General features: G+C 57.1%; 14 protein-coding genes. 4 read left to right on the top strand and 10 right to left on the bottom strand.

Annotated elements, in window-relative coordinates; genetic code table 11:
* Nucleotides 1-8: 8 nt before the first annotated feature.
* Complete coding sequence (locus ACOZ42_RS03195) at nt 9-2,303, bottom strand: NADP-dependent malic enzyme (RefSeq protein WP_426345539.1); 2,295 nt, start codon at nt 2,301-2,303, stop codon at nt 9-11.
* A gap of 227 nt (nt 2,304-2,530) precedes the next feature.
* Nucleotides 2,531-3,430, bottom strand: coding sequence for a hypothetical protein (locus tag ACOZ42_RS03190; protein ID WP_003803651.1), 900 nt, complete (start codon nt 3,428-3,430; stop codon nt 2,531-2,533).
* A 142-nt stretch (nt 3,431-3,572) separates the two neighbouring features.
* On the opposite strand from ACOZ42_RS03190, the gene ACOZ42_RS03185 reads away from it, so the two are divergent.
* Entirely contained in the window at nt 3,573-4,733 is a 1,161-nt protein-coding gene (locus ACOZ42_RS03185; RefSeq protein WP_003803653.1) for a pyridoxal phosphate-dependent aminotransferase, read from the top strand.
* A 60-nt stretch (nt 4,734-4,793) separates the two neighbouring features.
* Here the strand turns inward: ACOZ42_RS03185 and ACOZ42_RS03180 are convergent, their stop codons facing one another.
* Nucleotides 4,794-5,633, bottom strand: a complete 840-nt coding sequence (locus ACOZ42_RS03180; RefSeq protein ID WP_003803654.1) for a lytic transglycosylase domain-containing protein — start codon at nt 5,631-5,633, stop codon at nt 4,794-4,796.
* A gap of 95 nt (nt 5,634-5,728) precedes the next feature.
* On the opposite strand from ACOZ42_RS03180, the gene ACOZ42_RS03175 reads away from it, so the two are divergent.
* Nucleotides 5,729-7,273 (top strand): UbiD family decarboxylase, encoded by a 1,545-nt coding sequence (locus ACOZ42_RS03175; protein WP_415302162.1) that lies wholly within the window; start codon nt 5,729-5,731, stop codon nt 7,271-7,273.
* A 143-nt stretch (nt 7,274-7,416) separates the two neighbouring features.
* On the opposite strand, the gene gloA is transcribed toward ACOZ42_RS03175, so the two are convergent.
* Nucleotides 7,417-7,824, bottom strand: coding sequence for a lactoylglutathione lyase (gloA, locus tag ACOZ42_RS03170; protein WP_240208985.1), 408 nt, complete (start codon nt 7,822-7,824; stop codon nt 7,417-7,419).
* A gap of 92 nt (nt 7,825-7,916) precedes the next feature.
* Complete coding sequence (locus tag ACOZ42_RS03165) at nt 7,917-8,840, bottom strand: LysR family transcriptional regulator (protein WP_230406254.1); 924 nt, start codon at nt 8,838-8,840, stop codon at nt 7,917-7,919.
* A 317-nt stretch (nt 8,841-9,157) separates the two neighbouring features.
* On the opposite strand from ACOZ42_RS03165, the gene ACOZ42_RS03160 reads away from it, so the two are divergent.
* Nucleotides 9,158-10,537: an MFS transporter gene (locus tag ACOZ42_RS03160; RefSeq protein WP_003803661.1), complete on the top strand. Its 1,380-nt coding sequence runs from the start codon at nt 9,158-9,160 to the stop codon at nt 10,535-10,537.
* A gap of 243 nt (nt 10,538-10,780) precedes the next feature.
* Nucleotides 10,781-11,215, top strand: a complete 435-nt coding sequence (locus ACOZ42_RS03155) for a hypothetical protein (RefSeq protein WP_426345538.1) — start codon at nt 10,781-10,783, stop codon at nt 11,213-11,215.
* A 66-nt stretch (nt 11,216-11,281) separates the two neighbouring features.
* Here the strand turns inward: ACOZ42_RS03155 and ACOZ42_RS03150 are convergent, their stop codons facing one another.
* From ACOZ42_RS03150 to ACOZ42_RS03130, 5 genes are read right to left on the bottom strand one after another with little or no spacing between them, the layout of a single operon-like run.
* Nucleotides 11,282-12,592 (bottom strand): amidase, encoded by a 1,311-nt coding sequence (locus ACOZ42_RS03150; protein ID WP_426345537.1) that lies wholly within the window; start codon nt 12,590-12,592, stop codon nt 11,282-11,284.
* Nucleotides 12,573-13,745, bottom strand: coding sequence for a DUF1116 domain-containing protein (locus tag ACOZ42_RS03145; RefSeq protein ID WP_240208982.1), 1,173 nt, complete (start codon nt 13,743-13,745; stop codon nt 12,573-12,575). Before ACOZ42_RS03145 ends, ACOZ42_RS03150 begins: the two co-directional genes overlap by 20 nt.
* A 9-nt stretch (nt 13,746-13,754) precedes the next feature.
* The gene (locus tag ACOZ42_RS03140; protein WP_003803670.1) at nt 13,755-14,369 is read right to left on the bottom strand and encodes a hypothetical protein; all 615 of its coding nucleotides are present in this window, start codon (nt 14,367-14,369) and stop codon (nt 13,755-13,757) included.
* 47 nt (nt 14,370-14,416) lie between these two features.
* Nucleotides 14,417-15,289, bottom strand: a complete 873-nt coding sequence (locus ACOZ42_RS03135) for an NAD-dependent epimerase/dehydratase family protein (protein WP_003803672.1) — start codon at nt 15,287-15,289, stop codon at nt 14,417-14,419.
* Between the two features lie 20 nt (nt 15,290-15,309).
* On the bottom strand, nt 15,310-16,275 hold the full coding sequence (locus ACOZ42_RS03130) for a PDR/VanB family oxidoreductase (protein WP_003803675.1): 966 nt from the start codon (nt 16,273-16,275) through the stop codon (nt 15,310-15,312).
* Nucleotides 16,276-16,283 lie beyond the last annotated feature (8 nt).

Here is a 16,283-nt window from a genome sequence, read left to right as displayed (position 1 = left end):
GATCCGTATCAGCCTTCAGTAGCGACGTTGGCATCCACCACCGTGACGGCCGTCATATTGACGATACGGCGCACTGACGAGGTCGAGGTCATGATATGAACCGGTGCCCGGGCTCCCAGCAGGAAAGGGCCAATTGCCACGTTACCACCCGCAGCCGTCTTGAGCAGGTTGTAGGCAATATTGCCCGCTTCCACGTTCGGGCAGACCAGCAGATTGGCCTCGCCGCTCAGGGCCGAGGTCGGCAGGATCTGATGACGGGCCTTTTCATCCAGCGCGCAGTCGCCGTGCATTTCACCATCCACTTCCAGGCTGGGGTCGAGCTGGCGCACGCGCTCCAGCGCACCGCGCATGGTGACCGCTGCGGGCGAATTATTGGTCCCGAAATTGGAACTGGACAGCAGAGCCACCTTGGGTTCGATATTGAACTGGCGCATTTTACGCGCTGCCGCCAGGGTGATCTCGGCCACCTGGTCCGAATCGGGATCGTGGTTAATGTGCGTATCGGTCAGGGCCACACTGCGCTCACTGAGCAATAAAATATTCATGGCAGCATAGGTTTTGACACCCGGTGCTTTGCCAATGACCTGGTCCACCAGTTCCAGGTGATTTTCGTAACGTCCCACTGTGCCACAGATCATGCCATCGGCATCGCCCAGATGCAGCATCATGGCCCCGATCAGGGTCGGGCGACGCCGCATTTCCACGCGAGCCATCTCTTTGCTGATACCGCGACGCGACATGATTTCCCAGTAACTGGTCCAGTAACGGTGGAAGCGATCGTCCTGTTCGGGGTTGGTCACCTCCACGTCAATGCCCAGACGCAGACGCAGACCATAACGTTCGATGCGCTGTTGCAAGACAGCGGGACGGCCCACCAAGATGGGACTGGCCAACCCCTCATCCACAATAATCTGTACGGCGCGCAGGACGCGTTCGTCCTCGCCTTCACTAAAGACCACACGGGATTTGGCACCATCTTGCACCAGCCCCCGAGCCAGTGAATAAATTGGCTTCATGAAGGAGCCGGATTTATAAACAAACTGGCGTAGCTGATAAATGTAGTTGTTCAAGTCCGCTATGGGGCGGGTCGCCACGCCCCCTTCCATCGCCGCTTTGGCCACGGCCGGAGCAATACGCACAATCAGACGCGAATCAAAGGGACGAGGAATGAAGAAGGACGGACCGAAAGAGACCTCTTCCAGCCCATAGGCAGCCGCAACGCCCTCATCCTGCTCTTCGCGTGCCAACTGGCAAATGGCCTGCACAGCGGCTTTTTCCATGCCCCGCGTAATGGTGGTGGCCCCCACGTCCAGCGCCCCACGGAAGATGTAGGGGAAGCACAATACATTGTTGACCTGATTCGGATAGTCCGACCGGCCGGTTGCCATGACCACATCATCACGCACGGCGTGGGCGTCTTCCGGCAGGATCTCGGGATTGGGGTTGGCCAGAGCCAGAATCAACGGTCGGGCCGCCATCTTCTCCAGCATCTGGGGCTTGAGTACGCCACCGGCGGACAGCCCCAGGAATACATCGGCCCCCTCGATCACCTCACTGAGGGTACGGGCATCGGTCTGCTTGGCAAAACGGGCCAGTTCGGGCACAGGATTGCCGGGGCGACCTTCGTAGAGCACGCCATCAATATCCGTAACCCAGATATTTTCCAGTGGCAGCCCCATATCAATCATCAGGTCCAGGCAGGCCAGGGCCGCCGCACCCGCACCGGACGTCACCACCTTGACTTGCTTGATGTCTTTTTCAACCACGCTCAAGCCGTTCAGAAAGGCAGCGGTGACGCAAATGGCCGTGCCATGCTGATCGTCATGAAAAACAGGAATGCTCATGCGCTGGCGCAGCTTGCGCTCGACTTCAAAGCACTCGGGCGCCTTGATGTCTTCCAGGTTGATGCCGCCAAAGGTCGGCTCCAGACCCGCGATGATGTCGACCAGCTTGTCGGGATCGGTTTCATTGATCTCGATGTCAAACACATCCAGACCGGCAAAGCTCTTGAACAGCACGGCCTTGCCTTCCATGACGGGCTTGGAGGCCAGGGCGCCGATATTTCCCAAACCCAGCACGGCGGTACCGTTGGAGATGACGCCGACCAGATTGCCCCGCCCGGTATAGCGAAAGGCGTTTTGTGGGTCCTTGACGATTTCTTCACAAGCGGCTGCCACGCCAGGCGAATACGCCAGCGCCAGATCCCGCTGGTTCGATAATTGCTTGGTCGGCGTGACCGAAAGCTTTCCGGGCCTGCCCTGTTCATGATATTCCAGAGCTGCTTTCCGAAAATTGGCGTCCATGCTGTTACCCACTCAAAAATCCATTTAAAACGGACCGGGATCGCCTGAAAGCGGCCATTGTCTGACAGCGTCTATTCAAACAGACCTGCAGCCTGTTCAAACCGTCTGCCCTCATCTGCCCTGCTGACAGCCTCCATCCCAGTCGCCTTGCCGAGCCTTTGCGGCCCAGGCAGGAACCATTCTAGCCCTTGAATTACATCAGGGGTCAAGCACGGGCCAGGACAAACTCACAGCATCTGGCCAGGATAAGAAAAGCGGTCGGTGGGATCAAACAGGGCCTTGATGCGGCTATCCACATCCTGGGCCTGCCACGGCTGCTCCTGATTGGGCCAGGACCAGTCTTGCGGGTCCGAGCCACTAAGCACGGTCTCATCCAGCACCAGCCACTCCACCCAGGCCAGATCACCACCGTGGCCCAACATCAGATGCGCCAGATTGATGCCATCGCCGTCACGTGGTTCGAGCGCATCCAGGCGGTAACGGCAGGGCCAATGCTCCTGACGCAGGGCCTGCGTGTCGGGCTCGCCCATCAAGCGAAACAAAGCGGGGATCAACTGCTGCATGCGCAGGCTGTCCAGAGGGTTACGGTTGTCCTGTCCGAAGGGGCCCAGCGCCGCTTGTGTGTTGTCCGCCAGAATGACCGAGCAATGCAGAACACCCGACAACGCCGTACGACCACTGGGCCAATCATGCTGACGACGGTCAGCCAGCCAGGCGGCCACCGTCATGCCGGCAGGCGCAGTGGCCAGCCCCTGAAAGCCTTTGGCCTCCATCTCTCCGAGCAAACAACCCGGCTGAACAAACCAGCGATTGGAGTTGGGTTCCAGACGGTCGCAGCGTGCCATTTGTCGACCCGGAGCCAGAACAATCACCGGACCATCCGTCTCGCTAGCCTGCGGCACACCCTCCAGACACACCGTGACCCCATACTCGGCGGCCAGCGTCAACACCATATGCACGTCCGCGCTGGAAGCCGGCTCCAGGCGCGCCTGTTCATGATCCGGCTCCGCACTGAGCAAGGACCACTCGCCCTGAACCCGGGCTTTCAGACGCGAACAAAATGACTGCCAGGCCGTCTGGGGAGGACGACGACCCATCAAAAATGCACGCCTGGACGAAGAAACCATAGACTTTTCCTGCAACAAACCTACACTTGAGGCCAACTGGCCCGCCGGCTTGCACCCTTCTTGAGCATGCGCACCTGCCACAGCCACCTGACGCCCTTTTGAGCAAGGTCCTACAATACACTTTTTACCCGAGATTTGCCGTATGTCCCGCCTCGCCAGTCGTACCGAACACGTTCTTCCTTTTCATGCTGTTGAACTCTTCAAACAGGCCAATGCCTTAAAGGCCACGGGCCGCGACATTATCAGCCTGGGCATAGGTGAACCGGACTTTACCGCCCCGCAAGCCGTGGTCGATGCGCTGCATCAGGCCAGCAATCAAGGCCTGGGCCAGTACACCGCCCCAGCGGGCTTGAGCGCCTTGCGCGAGCGCATCGCCCTGTATTACGAACAGCAGTTCCAGGCCCGTGTCGACCCGTCTCGCATCGTGGTCACGGCAGGGGCTTCGGGCGCCCTGTCACTGGCGACCCTGGCCCTGATCAATCCCGGCGATGAAGTGCTGATGCCCGACCCCTCCTACCCGGCCAACCAGAACTTCATCATGGCAGCGGGCGGCACAGCCCGTCTGATCCCCGCCTCGGCAGAAGGACGCTTTCAACTGAGCGCCCAGCACATTCGCGATCATTGGGGTCCCAACACGCGCGGCGTGCTGATTGCCTCGCCCAACAATCCGACAGGTGCCACAATTTCCCGCCCAGCCCTGCAAGAGCTGATCAAGGAAGTGCGCGCCCGTGATGGCTTTATCATCATGGACGAGATTTATCTGGGTCTGTTTTACGAACAGGCGCCCCTCAGCGCCTTGACCTTGGATCAGGACATTATTGTTATTAACAGCTTTTCCAAGTACTTCCACATGACGGGCTGGCGTCTGGGCTGGCTGATCCTGCCCTCCTGGATGACCGAAGCCTGCGAGCGCATGGCCGCCAGCCTGGCAATCTGCGCCCCCTCACTGGCCCAGCATGCCGCCCTGGCCTGCTTTGAGCCGGAAACCATGGCGATCTACGAAGAACGCCGTCTGGCTTTCAAGCAACGGCGGGACTACCTGCTGCCCGAGCTGGAGCGTCTGGGTCTGCGCGTGCCTGTCCGCCCGGATGGCGCTTTCTATATCTATACGGATATCCGTGAATACAGCCAGGACAGCGATGCGTTCTCGCAGCAATTGCTGCACGAGGCCGGTGTGGCAGCGGTACCGGGCCGAGACTTTGGCACCGCTCACGCGCCCTATACCTTGCGCCTGTCCTATGCCACCGGCATGGACCGTCTGCAAGAGGCAATCAGTCGTCTGGGCCAGTTCCTGGGCCGCTAAGCCCCGCTCTGGGCCCGGCCCTCAGACGCCCAGACACTCGTTACCTCCCATCCGGACCGCCTAGCGTGTCCGGACCGGGATACCGGAGGCCAGGGCAATACGGCGACGCTCTGCCAGCACTTTGGCCCCGTAACCACCATCGCTGGGGCCGGTGGCCCCCACATAACAGGCTAGTCCCCCTTCAATGGAACCACGGCGACGGATACAGTCGGACAAAATCTGACCGCCCACCCGGATATTGGCCTCAGGGCTCAATACCGCCAGCGTGCCCTCCATATAGATATCAAACTTCTCTTTATGGACTTTAGTCATGACCTGCATTAGCCCTTGGGCCCCCACATGACTTTCTGCATAGGGGTTGTAACGTGACTCAATGGCGATGACGGCCAGAATTAGTTGCGGGTCCAGGTTCTTTTCCTTGCCCACAATAAAAGCCGTGTGGATCAGGGCCCCGGATACCGAGTAGGCGATCTTGTACTTGCGCGCCAGGTAGCTGCGCAAGGCCTGCTGCTGGGCGGCTGTCACGCCTGCGATGGGCTGCCCCGTCACCGAGGCACGCAGATTTTTCATAAAGCCCTGATAGGCAGAAACCGCCTGCTGCTGTTCCGTCTGGGTCAAATCCTGGCCATCTTCAGACAGGGCCGGCTGACTCGTGTCTGCCGGCCAGACCGCCAGACTGTACGCATCGTATTTCACCGCCTCGGGGCGCAGGGTTTGCACGAGACCGGTATAAAGCTGGTTAAACTGAGCACGCATGGAAGGTACAACCACACAGGCTGCAATCGTCACCAGTACGGCTATGCCCAGATACATGGCACACACATGTACAAACTCGCCGATGCGATACGTCAGGGTACGGGCTGAGCGACTAAGTACATAGTCCATATCTTGGAAGCCCATGGGTTCATCCTTAGTATTGCTAACTGCCCGATGTTAACCTTAGAACCTGTTCAAGGTCTTAACCAAAATATCTGCAAGCGGAGCCCCGTTCTTCTGTGAAATACCGTGACTTGAGAGACTTTATTGCCCAACTGGAAGCCAGGGGCGATCTGAAGCGGATTACGCAGCCCGTTTCCACCTCGCTGGAAATGACTGAAATCAGTGACCGGGTACTGCGTGCCGGTGGACCGGCACTCTTGTTTGAGAATGCCCAGCATCAAGGCGTCAAGGCCGCCATGCCGGTCCTGGCCAATTTGTTCGGTACGCCGCAACGCGTTGCCTGGGGGATGGGCGCGCAAGAGGTGTCGGCATTACGCGACACAGGCGAACTACTGGCCAATCTGAAAGAGCCGCAAGCCCCCACCGGCATGCGCGATGCACTGTCCAAAGTGTCCATGCTCAAATCCGCCTTGTGGGACATGAGCCCCAAGCACGTACGCTCTCCTGCCTGCCAGGAAGTCGTACTGGAAGGCAAGGATGTGGACCTGAACCAGATTCCCTTGCAACTGTGCTGGCCTGGTGACGTCGCTCCCTTGTTGACCTGGGGTCTGGTCATTACCAAAGGCCCACATGCCAAGCGCCAGAATCTGGGCATTTACCGCCAGCAACTGATTGGTCGCAACAAGCTGATCATGCGCTGGCTGTCCCATCGCGGCGGAGCACTGGACTTTCGCGACCACGCCCTGACAAATCCCGGCAAACCCTTCCCGATTGCGGTTGCTCTGGGGACAGACCCTGCCACCATTCTGGGGGCGGTCACACCTGTCCCGGACAGCCTGTCCGAATATCAGTTTGCCGGGCTGTTGCGCGGCTCACGCACCGAAGTTGCCAAGGCACTGGGCAGCGACTTGTCCGTGCCTGCCTGGGCCGAAATTGTGCTGGAAGGCCATATCCTGCCCAGCAATCACCCGGACGCCCTGACACCCGACGTGCCTGAAGGCATGAAACCGCCTGCCGACAGCCACTACGAAATGGCGCTGGAAGGCCCTTATGGCGACCACACTGGTTACTACAATGAGCAGGACTGGTTCCCGGTCTTTACGGTCGAGCGCATTACCATGCGTCGCAACCCGATCTATCACAGCACCTATACCGGCAAACCACCTGATGAGCCTGCTGTTCTGGGTGTCGCGCTGAACGAAGTCTTTGTACCGTTGCTGCGCAAGCAACTGCCCGAAATCGTGGACTTCTATCTGCCACCCGAAGGCTGCAGCTACCGCCTGGCTGTGGTGTCCATACGCAAGCAGTACGCGGGCCACGCCAAACGCGTGATGTTCGGGGTCTGGAGCATTCTGCGCCAGTTCATGTACACCAAGTTCATCGTGGTCGTGGACGAGGACGTCAACACCCGCGACTGGAAGGAAGTGATCTGGGCCATGACCACCCGCATGGACCCGGTGCGCGATACTGTGCTGGTCGAGAACACCCCTATCGACTACCTGGACTTTGCTTCGCCCGTCTCGGGACTGGGTGGCAAGATGGGCATGGATGCCACCAACAAGTGGCCGGGAGAAACCCAGCGCGAATGGGGCACACCGATCAAAATGGATGAGTCCACCAAAAAGAAAGTGGATGATATGTGGGGCTCGCTAGGGCTGTAAGGCAGAGCGCGCGTTTAGCCCGTACGCATCAAACGCAACAAAGACCATCACCGCAACGGTGCATGGTCTTTGTTTTATTGGGTGCATTAAGCCGGCACACCAAGCAGGCCGGCCGCCTGGCCTTCCCAATGCGCCGGTCAGGCCTAAGCCAGCGGCTCCACCAGCTCAATCAGGTAGTCGTCGGGATCAAATACGAAAGCAATCGTACGTTTGCCATGACTCATCTGCTTGGGTGGGGTTTTGATTCTGACCCCCTGCTCCTGCAGATAATCCACTGCCTGATGCACGTCCCTGACCATCAGGGCCAGATGACCGAACGCCCCGCCTTTTTCATAAGGTTCGTCTTGATCCCAGTTCCAGGTCAGTTCCAGGCTGGACTGCGTGCTCGGGTCAAAGCTGAGAAAGACATTGGTGAAACGGCCGGATTCATAATCCGTGTGACGCACTACCTGCATGCCCAGAACATCGCGATAAAAAGCCAGCGATCGGTCCAGGTCCAGCACACGTAGCATGACGTGATCCAGGCCAAACTGTATTGTGGAAGTACTCATAGCAGGGGACGGGTTTAAAAACTGCACTGTAGCAAAACAGCCCGCCCTGCATCATGACCGCTCATCAAGGGTCCATGAGAAATACTCAAGCCTCAGGCTCGCGCCGTCATCAGCTCCGAGGTAATGGTCTGGATGAATAAAGGCACGCAAGGATTGGCATTGCTTTCCTGCCACATGATGTTGATAAAGGATTGCGGATGCTGCCCGGACAAATCCAGATCAATCGCCACCAGATCACGGTGTACATATTTGCGCAAGGATTGCGACAAAATGGCGATGCCAATATTGGCCGCCACCATGCTCATGATGCCGGTAATAGTGCTGGCTTCCTGCACAGAGTTGGGGTGAAAACCGGCATGTCGGCACAATGAATAAAAGTAGCGGCGCCAGACCTGCCAGTGTGTCTTGCTGCCCACCACAAACCGCTCATGGGCCAGCTCGACCAAGGGGATGGACTTTTCCCGGGCCAAGGGATGATCGCTTTGCAACAGCACAATCGGGTCATCATGACACACAGGCTTCCACTGCACGCCCAGCTCTTCGGGATCATCCGAGAAGGCAAAGCCAAAACCCAGGTCCAGACTGCCTTGCTGCAAGCCCTGAATTTGCTGCTGCGTGGGCATATATAACAAATCGGTTGTGATGTTTGAATATTGCTGCTTGAAATGTTCCAGCGTTCTGGGCAGCACGTCCTGCACCGCATAGTCATTGTAGGCAATGATCAGATGCCCAATATCGCCAAACTTGGCTTTCTGAGCCAACTCGATGCCGCGCTCCAGATGCACGAACACCTGTTCAATTTCCTGCAGCAGCAAAAAACCAGCCGCCGTGAGCCGGACCTGGCGGGTGCTGCGCTCAAACAGATCCACCTGCAAATCATCTTCCAGCTTTTTGATGATGCGCGTCAGCCCTGGCTGCGTGATATGCAGCAGCTCGGCCGCCTTTTTGAAATGCAACTGTTCGGCCACCGTTTTAAAGGCCCGCAGATGATGCAAATCCAGGCGTGCGGGAATCATGATTTTGCTCATATTTTAGATTGATAACATCGCGGTCAATAATAGTGCGTGAATAGTGAATGGACAAGCGATTGGCAGAGGATTAGCTTATCTAGCACGCACTGGATGGCGCTTTGCAAGCAGGCCAGGACCGGATGCCCAGCCCTACAAAAAGGAGGAACTCATCCTGTTGCAGCCGGTGCTCTGATCGAGCATCCAACCAATACCAATACGAATAAAAGACAGCCACACACGCCAGTAAATAATAAAAAACCAGCTACCCCCACAGGGTTTGATTTCAAAAAACAGATAGTCCCAATACTTGAGGAGACATAAGTATGCAAAGGGCAAACACGGTGGCCGAATCGGAACATACCGAGACCGGTCACATTAAAAAAGTAATGATGGGTTCAGCGGCCGGCACGATCGTTGAATGGTTTGACTTTGCCTTGTTCGGCTATATGGCCGTTTACATTGCACAGAACTTCTTCCCTTCGGAAGACAAGATGGCCGGCTTGCTGGCCACCTTTGCGGTATTCCTGGTGTCCTTTATTGTGCGGCCTCTAGGCGGCATCTATTTCGGCAGACTGGGCGACCGGATTGGCCGCAAGAAAATCCTGGCCCTGACCGTCTTGCTGATGTCCGGCTCGACCGCGGCCATTGGCATGATTCCAACTTATGACAGTATTGGTATCTGGGCACCGGTTTTGCTGATTATCATCCGCTGTATCCAGGGGCTGTCGGCCGGTGGCGAATACACAGGCGCCACCATCTACACGGTTGAGCACAGCCCCATGAACAAGCGTAATTCCTACGCCTGGGCCATGTCTGGCGCCACGTACTTTGCATTTGCGCTGGCTGCCGGTATCAGTGCCGGTCTGGCTGCGATTGTGGGTACCGACGCCATGGGTGACTGGGGCTGGAGGATCATCTTCCTGCTGGCCATCCCCATGGGTATTGTGGCCTTCTTCATCCGCGATCATCTGGCCGAATCGCCCGAGTTTCAACAGATGCGTGCAGAGAAGAAAGGGCAGCTCAGCTACAGCGCCTCCCAGGTATTCAAGGCAGAGGGTTCCAATATTGTGAAGCTGGGCGGCTTCATTGTGCTGTACGCCCTGTCTTTCTATATCTTCTCCACCTACATGAACACCTTTTTGCGCACGGTCATTGGCTTGTCCTCGGTCCAGTCCCTGACCGCGAACATGGTGGCCCTGCTGTTTGTCACCGCCCTGACCCCCATTGCCGGCGTGATCTCGGACCGGGTGGGCCGCCGTCGCATGATGCAGTTTGCCGCTGTCTGGCATGCACTGTTCACCATACCGGCCTACATGATCGTCAGCAAAGGAGCGTCCCTGGAAGCGGCCATTTTCGGCATGCTGATCATTGGTATCGGGCAGGTGGCCGCCAGTGTCGTGGCCGTGACCTTGCTCTCGGAGATGTTCCCCACCGACATGCGCTATACCGCCTCCAGCATGTGCTACAACATCACCTTCGCCATTTTTGGCGGTACGGCGCCCTACCTGGCCATCTGGCTGACCACCCAGACTGGCAGCTACCTGGCTCCGGCTTTTTACGTCACGATCGTCGCGGTATTGTGCTTTTTCTGGGTTACGGTTCTGATGCCCGAAACGGCCAACAAGCCGCTACGTCGCTATCACACCGAACCGGCCCATGATGCCAAACCGGCTATCAACATGGGCAAGGCAAGCGCCAGCTAGGCTTTCCCTCTTTCTGCCAGCTTTCCGCTATCAACAGCCCTGCTTTGCAGGGCTGTTTTTTTTACGAAACAATTTGATTTACATTAAAAGCCAGTCTTCTCAAGGTGATTCTATCTATACCTAAAGCCATATTCCCATGCCAGCTTCTATAGAATAGCCTGTTGAAGCGCGCATCAAATATAGACTGAGTCCTTGCCCTAAGCAGACTGAAAAGCGCGTTTGCACTGCCAAGGAATTTGCACCATGACCACTGTCAGCCTGACCAACGTAACTGTAAGCAGCGACCCCGCCTCGCACGTCCAAGGGTGGCTGACGGTGCAGTTCAGCAACGGCTACAGCACTCAGGCCTACTGTCCGGACAGCCAGGACAACTGGGCGCAAGGAGCCCGGACACTGTGCGAACTGGGGAACAGCAATGGTTTGGCCCCCACCCCGGTCGACACGCTTCTGTTGCAGGCAGGCCCAAATGGCAACTATCTGGTCCTGCAGGCGGACTTGCCCAGGCCTTCCATTCCCATGACCTACGCGCGACCCGCTAACGAACACATCTATATGGAACTGGCCGATAAGGAACAAAGTGTGTTCAGCGCCGACTTTCTGGCCATTGCGGCGATTATCGGCGGAGCACTCTACGGTTTGAAGTGCTTATTGGAAAAATACTTACTGCCTAAACTGTAAAAGCGCAGCGTCAAAAAAAACGCTCTGTAAAAACAGAGCGTTCAAAAGAAAAAAGAAAACAGGAAATTACACGGCCAGAACCGAATCCGTACTTAGAAAATGTTGCTGAAACTGCAGCGCCTGCAGCAGCAAATCATCATCCTGATGCGGCTTGCCGATCAACTGCAAGCCCATCGGCATTTTCTGGGCATAACCCAAAGGCAGGGAGACCACGGGCAAGCCCAACAGTTGCCAGGCCCGGCTCATGAATGGCGCCCCGGTACCCTCGGTTTTACAAGGCGCTATCCCTGCTGCCGCAGGTGCCAGGATGAAATCCGCCCCTGCCTGTTCGAACCAGTCCAGCAGCCCCTGTTTGAGTGTATCCGCCCGCAGCAAGGCCGCGATGTAGTCCTTGTAGGGAAAAGCCAGTCCCGTACGAATCAAGGACTGCACATGGGCACTCAAGCTGTCATGGTGCTGTTGTTCATACACCAGATTGCGCGCCACCTCGTAAGCCATGATCTGGGCGTGCAATGCCGTCAGCTCAACAATGCTGTCCTGCAAGGGAAAATCCACACACTGATGCCCCTGCCCGATCAGATCCTGCTGGCAGGCCTGGAGGGTCTCCAGCATCTTGTCTTGAACCTCGCCCAGTGCCTGGCCGGTAAACATCGCGAACACACTGCTGCTCTGGGTGCCTGGCGCCGCCAGATTCAACGGTTTGTGCAATAGCAGATTACGCAGCAAAAGCGTATCCAGCACATCATTGCTGAGTATCCCCAGCGAATCCAGCGACTGCGCCAAGGGCTGAATATTGCGTAAGGAAAACTCATTGCGGGTGCCTACATAGCCTGTGCAACCGCAATAAGAGGCGGGTCGTATGACCGAGGCCGCCGTCTGTGTGCCAAAGGCGACCGGCACCATGAAATCAGCGACAGCGGCAGCAGAGCCGCTGGACGAACCACCGGGTGTGCGCTCGGCATCATGCGGGTTGTTTGTCTTGCCTGCCTGAAAGTAAGCAAACTCGGTCGTGACCGTCTTGCCCATCAAGATGCCGCCTGCCGCTTTGATTGCGGTAACACAGGAAGCATCCATGTCTGGAATCCGATCCTGGTGAATGGCCGATCCCATGCTAGTGGGAATGCCCGCCGTGTCAATCACGTCCTTGACCGCAAAGGGCAGGCCCATCAAGGGCGAGGCCTTGTAAAAATCGCTGCGACTTTCGTATTCGGCCAGATAGTCTTCTTGATCAATCAAATACTGCCAGGCGCCGATCTTGTCATCACGTAGGGCGATACGCTCATAGAACGAGGCCACGATCTCGGGCAGACTGGCCTGACCCGAATGCAGAGCATGCAGCAATTGATGCAAAGGCAGCTTAAACCACTGTCGTTTCATTGTGCCACTCCTTGAGAGCCTGCAATAAAGAGGCGTCCACCGTCGCCACCCCGCCGCCAACACGACCACGCTCGCCAGCACCGTCAATCATGCCCAGCAGCACCAACGGTCCGGTATTGCTGGCCATCACTTGCGCAAAATCGGTAATGCCGGGGCGTCCGGCCAGAAAAGGCAAGCGAGTCTTCAAGAACAAACTTTGACGCGTCAGATAATCCGAGGGCAGGAATGCCTGCAGATTTCTGGCACTGAGACTGGCCAGATCCAGACACTGACCACCCAGTCCCACAAAATCCACCACGGCACTGTCACCCAAGGCACCCAGTGCGTTCGCCTGCTCATGGCCGGGCTCTTTATTGCCCGCAATGACAGGAGCATCCGTCACCAACCAGCTCGTGGAGCCGGCCAGCTGCAAACCAAAACGCAAACCATTGCCCCCCACTTTAACAATGGCGTTAGCGCCATCGGCAGGTGTCTGATATGCCAGGATCAGCGCGCTGGCCGCCATCCAGTAATTCAATGCCCAGGCCATCGCGCCATGCAGGAAAGTCTGACTGGCCTCATCATTGATGCCCCAGGAGACAATAATGTCGGCCAGTTGCCGGGAAGCATGCAGGGTCCGCGCATGGCCATCATCACCATTTAGCAAGGACGCCTGAACGATGGGTGCCAGTTCTACCGGCCCCTGGAACTGCGCGGCCAGCCGTGCACCCAAATCCTGATGCAGCCAACGCAGATGCAGCACCATCTCATCAGCAAAAATACCCAGTCGGGTGCACCACTGCATGCCCTCATTGAACACCGAGTATTTTTTGTTCTCGGGCCGATTGCTGTCGCTGACCTCGATCAGGCACATGGACGGTGTCGCAACGCCGGCCAGCGGCACGACCACCCCATAATCCTGAGCGGGGGCCAGCTGCACGCCGCCCGCCTCCAGCAAGGCTTGCGCCTCTTGCTTGCTCGTGGCCCACCCCTCGTACAGTATGCCAATCAGGACCGAGTTTCGTATCGCAGCAGGCAGTTCCTGCGCATCCCGAAACGGTGGCCCGGCATGCAAGACCAGGCGGTCTTGCGAAGGCAAAATGGATTGCAGGGACCGCACCCCCGTCCAGGCTGGCATCACGGCCAGAGCCTGTGTCTCTACATGCTGAGCCATCTCGTCTCCTTATGCCACACGCACCCAGGTCTCGCTGTTCGCCAGACTGGCGGACTGCGCACGCGAGCCGTTAAAGTCACGCTCGATGGTGTTGCCCGGCAAGGCCGTGCCATTGATCAGCACCTTGGCTTGCTGCGCCGGGTGAAACACACACATCATTTCGTGCTTCTGGGTTTGGGTCTGGCTTTGCGGCAGATCCACGCAAATAGCTGGTTGCGTCATTTGATGCCATTGCAACTCCACCGTCAGACCAGCACGGGCGGAGGTCACAGACTCGCTGACCAGTTCCGGGAAACGGTTCACCGTCTGAAAAACGCCGTCATCAAACACCTGCAACCTGTCCAGCGCCACCGCCTTGCGAAACAGGCCGAAATGGCGCACAAAATCCTGCACCAGATAGTGGGCCAAGGGCTGGTTGTCCGTGATCAGCAAACGCGCGTCATTGTCCTGTCCGTCCTCGTAGGGCTTGTCCAGAACCAGAATGGCCTGGCCGCTGCCATAAGCCGAGCTGGCAATGCGAAAATACAGGGACAAGGACGACCAATCCTGCTCAGGGTCGGTCTTTAAATAAATAAAAGGGTTGTCGCCTGTCCAATCCAGCGTACCGGTTTTAATACCCGTCATGCTCAAGTCTCCGTGTTCAAATTATTCATCATGGGTACCTGGGCCCGTCAGGCCAGGTCTTTTTCCACCGCGTATTGCTCACGCAGGTGCTGGAAATCCGTACTTGGCTGCCATCCCAGAATTTCCTTGGCGGCCTGGCTGCTGAAAATAGAAGCACGAGGATTGTTCTGATACCAGCGCGGGTTCTTGATTTCAGGCACAGGACCAATAATCTGCTGATACCAGTCTGTCGTTGCCAGGGGGTGGGAACTATCGTCTGCGCTGATGAAAAACACGCCGTAGCGCAGACCTTGCAGATTCACGGCCGCCTCAAAGGCGCGTGCCAAGTCCGCTGCCCAGATGTAATAAAACAGCCAGTTACGGTCGGGGCTGTCCACAAACTGGATATATTCGTGAATGGTTTCGGGCAACACCACGGCCAGCGGACGCAGGCAGATAATCTCCATATCCGTGGCCTCGCTGAAACTCTTGGCCATCTGCTCCATCATGATTTTGCTGACGCTGTAAGCCTGATAAGGTTTGTTGTCGTGAGCTTCATCCACGGGCAGATACTGGGGCTTCCAGTCCGCCCGCATTTCCGACAGGCCGCAGGCGGAGATGCTGGAACACAGCACCACTTTTTTTACGCCATTTTCCCGACAAGCTTGTAGTACATGCCAAGTGCCTCGTACATTCACATTGATGTACTGCTCCTCGGGCGCTTTCCAGTCAAAATCGATAGCGGCCAAGTGAATAACCGCGTCCGCATCCTTGGTCGCGGCACGAACCGCGTCCAGATCCATCACATCGGTTTGCACAAAGGAAACCTGATGCTGGCTGGGCTTTAAGTCCGCCACGACCACATCCATGGTCTGCATCAATTGCTGTACGACGTACGAGCCCACACGGCCCGAACCGCCTGTAACCACCACTTTCTTCATGGTGTTTCTCCTGTTTATTGTTATAGATCCAATACCAATTCAGCCGACACGGCACGCGAAACACAAATCATCATGGTTTCATTGAGCTGGCGTTCCTGCTCAGACAGCACAAAATCACGATGCTCCGGCAGACCGGCAATCACCCCAGTTTCACAAGTCCCGCAAGTTCCGTTCTGGCATGAGCACTTGACCCGTATGCCTTCCCGTTTCAAGGCCGCCAGAATCGTTTCATCCCCGGCTACCGCAATGCGTTTGCCCGATTTTTGCAACGTCACGGTAAAGCTCTTGCCCTGCAGCATGGCTGGATCGGTCTCCACCGAGAAACGCTCCAGCACCAGTTGCCAGCCACTGTCGGCCTGTTCCTGTTGATAGTTTTCCAAGGCCGTCAGCAACGGCTGCGGACCGCAGGAATAGACGACGGTTTGTGCATCCAGCGCTTTCAATGCTCCTTGCAGATCAAACAGGCCGTCCTGATTGGAGGCATGCGTGGTGATGCGCTGGCCGTCCACCTGCTGCAGTTCTTGCAGAAAAATAAAATCTGCTGCGTTTCTGGCCAGATACAACAGATGCCAGTCCAGGCCAGCGGCTGCAGCCGCCTGAACCATGGGCACAATAGGCGTGATGCCTATGCCACCGGCAATAAAAAAGCACTTCTTGTTGGCAGCAAAGGGGAAGTGGTTTTTCGGCAGACTGACAGCCAGCGCATCCCCTTCTTGCAACACTTCATGGATGTAGGCCGAGCCCCCTCGCCCCGCGTCCTCTTTCAGAACGGCAATCTGCCATTCACGGGTGTTGGCCTGCTGGCCACACAGGGAATACTGACGGTATAGCGGCTCGCTCTGCGAGACCGCCAGCTCCAACTCAATATGGGCCCCCGGCTCCCAGGCGGGAAACTCGGCCCCGTTTTGCAAACCCAGGGTCAGACCGACGACACGGTCCGAGAGCCTGGTTTTCTTCAGCACGCGTGTTTGCAAAGTTTGCTGCATGATGCGGC

It is taken from the genome of Alcaligenes sp. HNGD-HTN06 (assembly GCF_049932565.1).
Taxonomy (GTDB): Bacteria; Pseudomonadota; Gammaproteobacteria; order Burkholderiales; family Burkholderiaceae_B; genus Alcaligenes; species Alcaligenes ammonioxydans.
The sequence above is the reverse complement of the archived record's forward strand: the minus strand, read 5'-3'. Positions and strand labels throughout refer to the sequence as shown.

What these genes read in the sequence shown, in the direction of transcription:
- ACOZ42_RS03195 (WP_426345539.1), bottom strand. Translation starts at nt 2,303, where the DNA reads ATGGACGCCAATTTTCGGAAAGCAGCTCTGGAATATCATGAACAGGGC.
- ACOZ42_RS03190 (WP_003803651.1), bottom strand. Translation starts at nt 3,430, where the DNA reads ATGGTTTCTTCGTCCAGGCGTGCATTTTTGATGGGTCGTCGTCCTCCC.
- ACOZ42_RS03185 (WP_003803653.1), top strand. Translation starts at nt 3,573, where the DNA reads ATGTCCCGCCTCGCCAGTCGTACCGAACACGTTCTTCCTTTTCATGCT.
- ACOZ42_RS03180 (WP_003803654.1), bottom strand. Translation starts at nt 5,633, where the DNA reads ATGGGCTTCCAAGATATGGACTATGTACTTAGTCGCTCAGCCCGTACC.
- gloA (WP_240208985.1), bottom strand. Translation starts at nt 7,824, where the DNA reads ATGAGTACTTCCACAATACAGTTTGGCCTGGATCACGTCATGCTACGT.
- ACOZ42_RS03165 (WP_230406254.1), bottom strand. Translation starts at nt 8,840, where the DNA reads ATGATTCCCGCACGCCTGGATTTGCATCATCTGCGGGCCTTTAAAACG.
- ACOZ42_RS03160 (WP_003803661.1), top strand. Translation starts at nt 9,158, where the DNA reads ATGCAAAGGGCAAACACGGTGGCCGAATCGGAACATACCGAGACCGGT.
- ACOZ42_RS03155 (WP_426345538.1), top strand. Translation starts at nt 10,781, where the DNA reads ATGACCACTGTCAGCCTGACCAACGTAACTGTAAGCAGCGACCCCGCC.
- ACOZ42_RS03150 (WP_426345537.1), bottom strand. Translation starts at nt 12,592, where the DNA reads ATGAAACGACAGTGGTTTAAGCTGCCTTTGCATCAATTGCTGCATGCT.
- ACOZ42_RS03145 (WP_240208982.1), bottom strand. Translation starts at nt 13,745, where the DNA reads ATGGCTCAGCATGTAGAGACACAGGCTCTGGCCGTGATGCCAGCCTGG.
- ACOZ42_RS03140 (WP_003803670.1), bottom strand. Translation starts at nt 14,369, where the DNA reads ATGACGGGTATTAAAACCGGTACGCTGGATTGGACAGGCGACAACCCT.
- ACOZ42_RS03135 (WP_003803672.1), bottom strand. Translation starts at nt 15,289, where the DNA reads ATGAAGAAAGTGGTGGTTACAGGCGGTTCGGGCCGTGTGGGCTCGTAC.
- ACOZ42_RS03130 (WP_003803675.1), bottom strand. Translation starts at nt 16,275, where the DNA reads ATGCAGCAAACTTTGCAAACACGCGTGCTGAAGAAAACCAGGCTCTCG.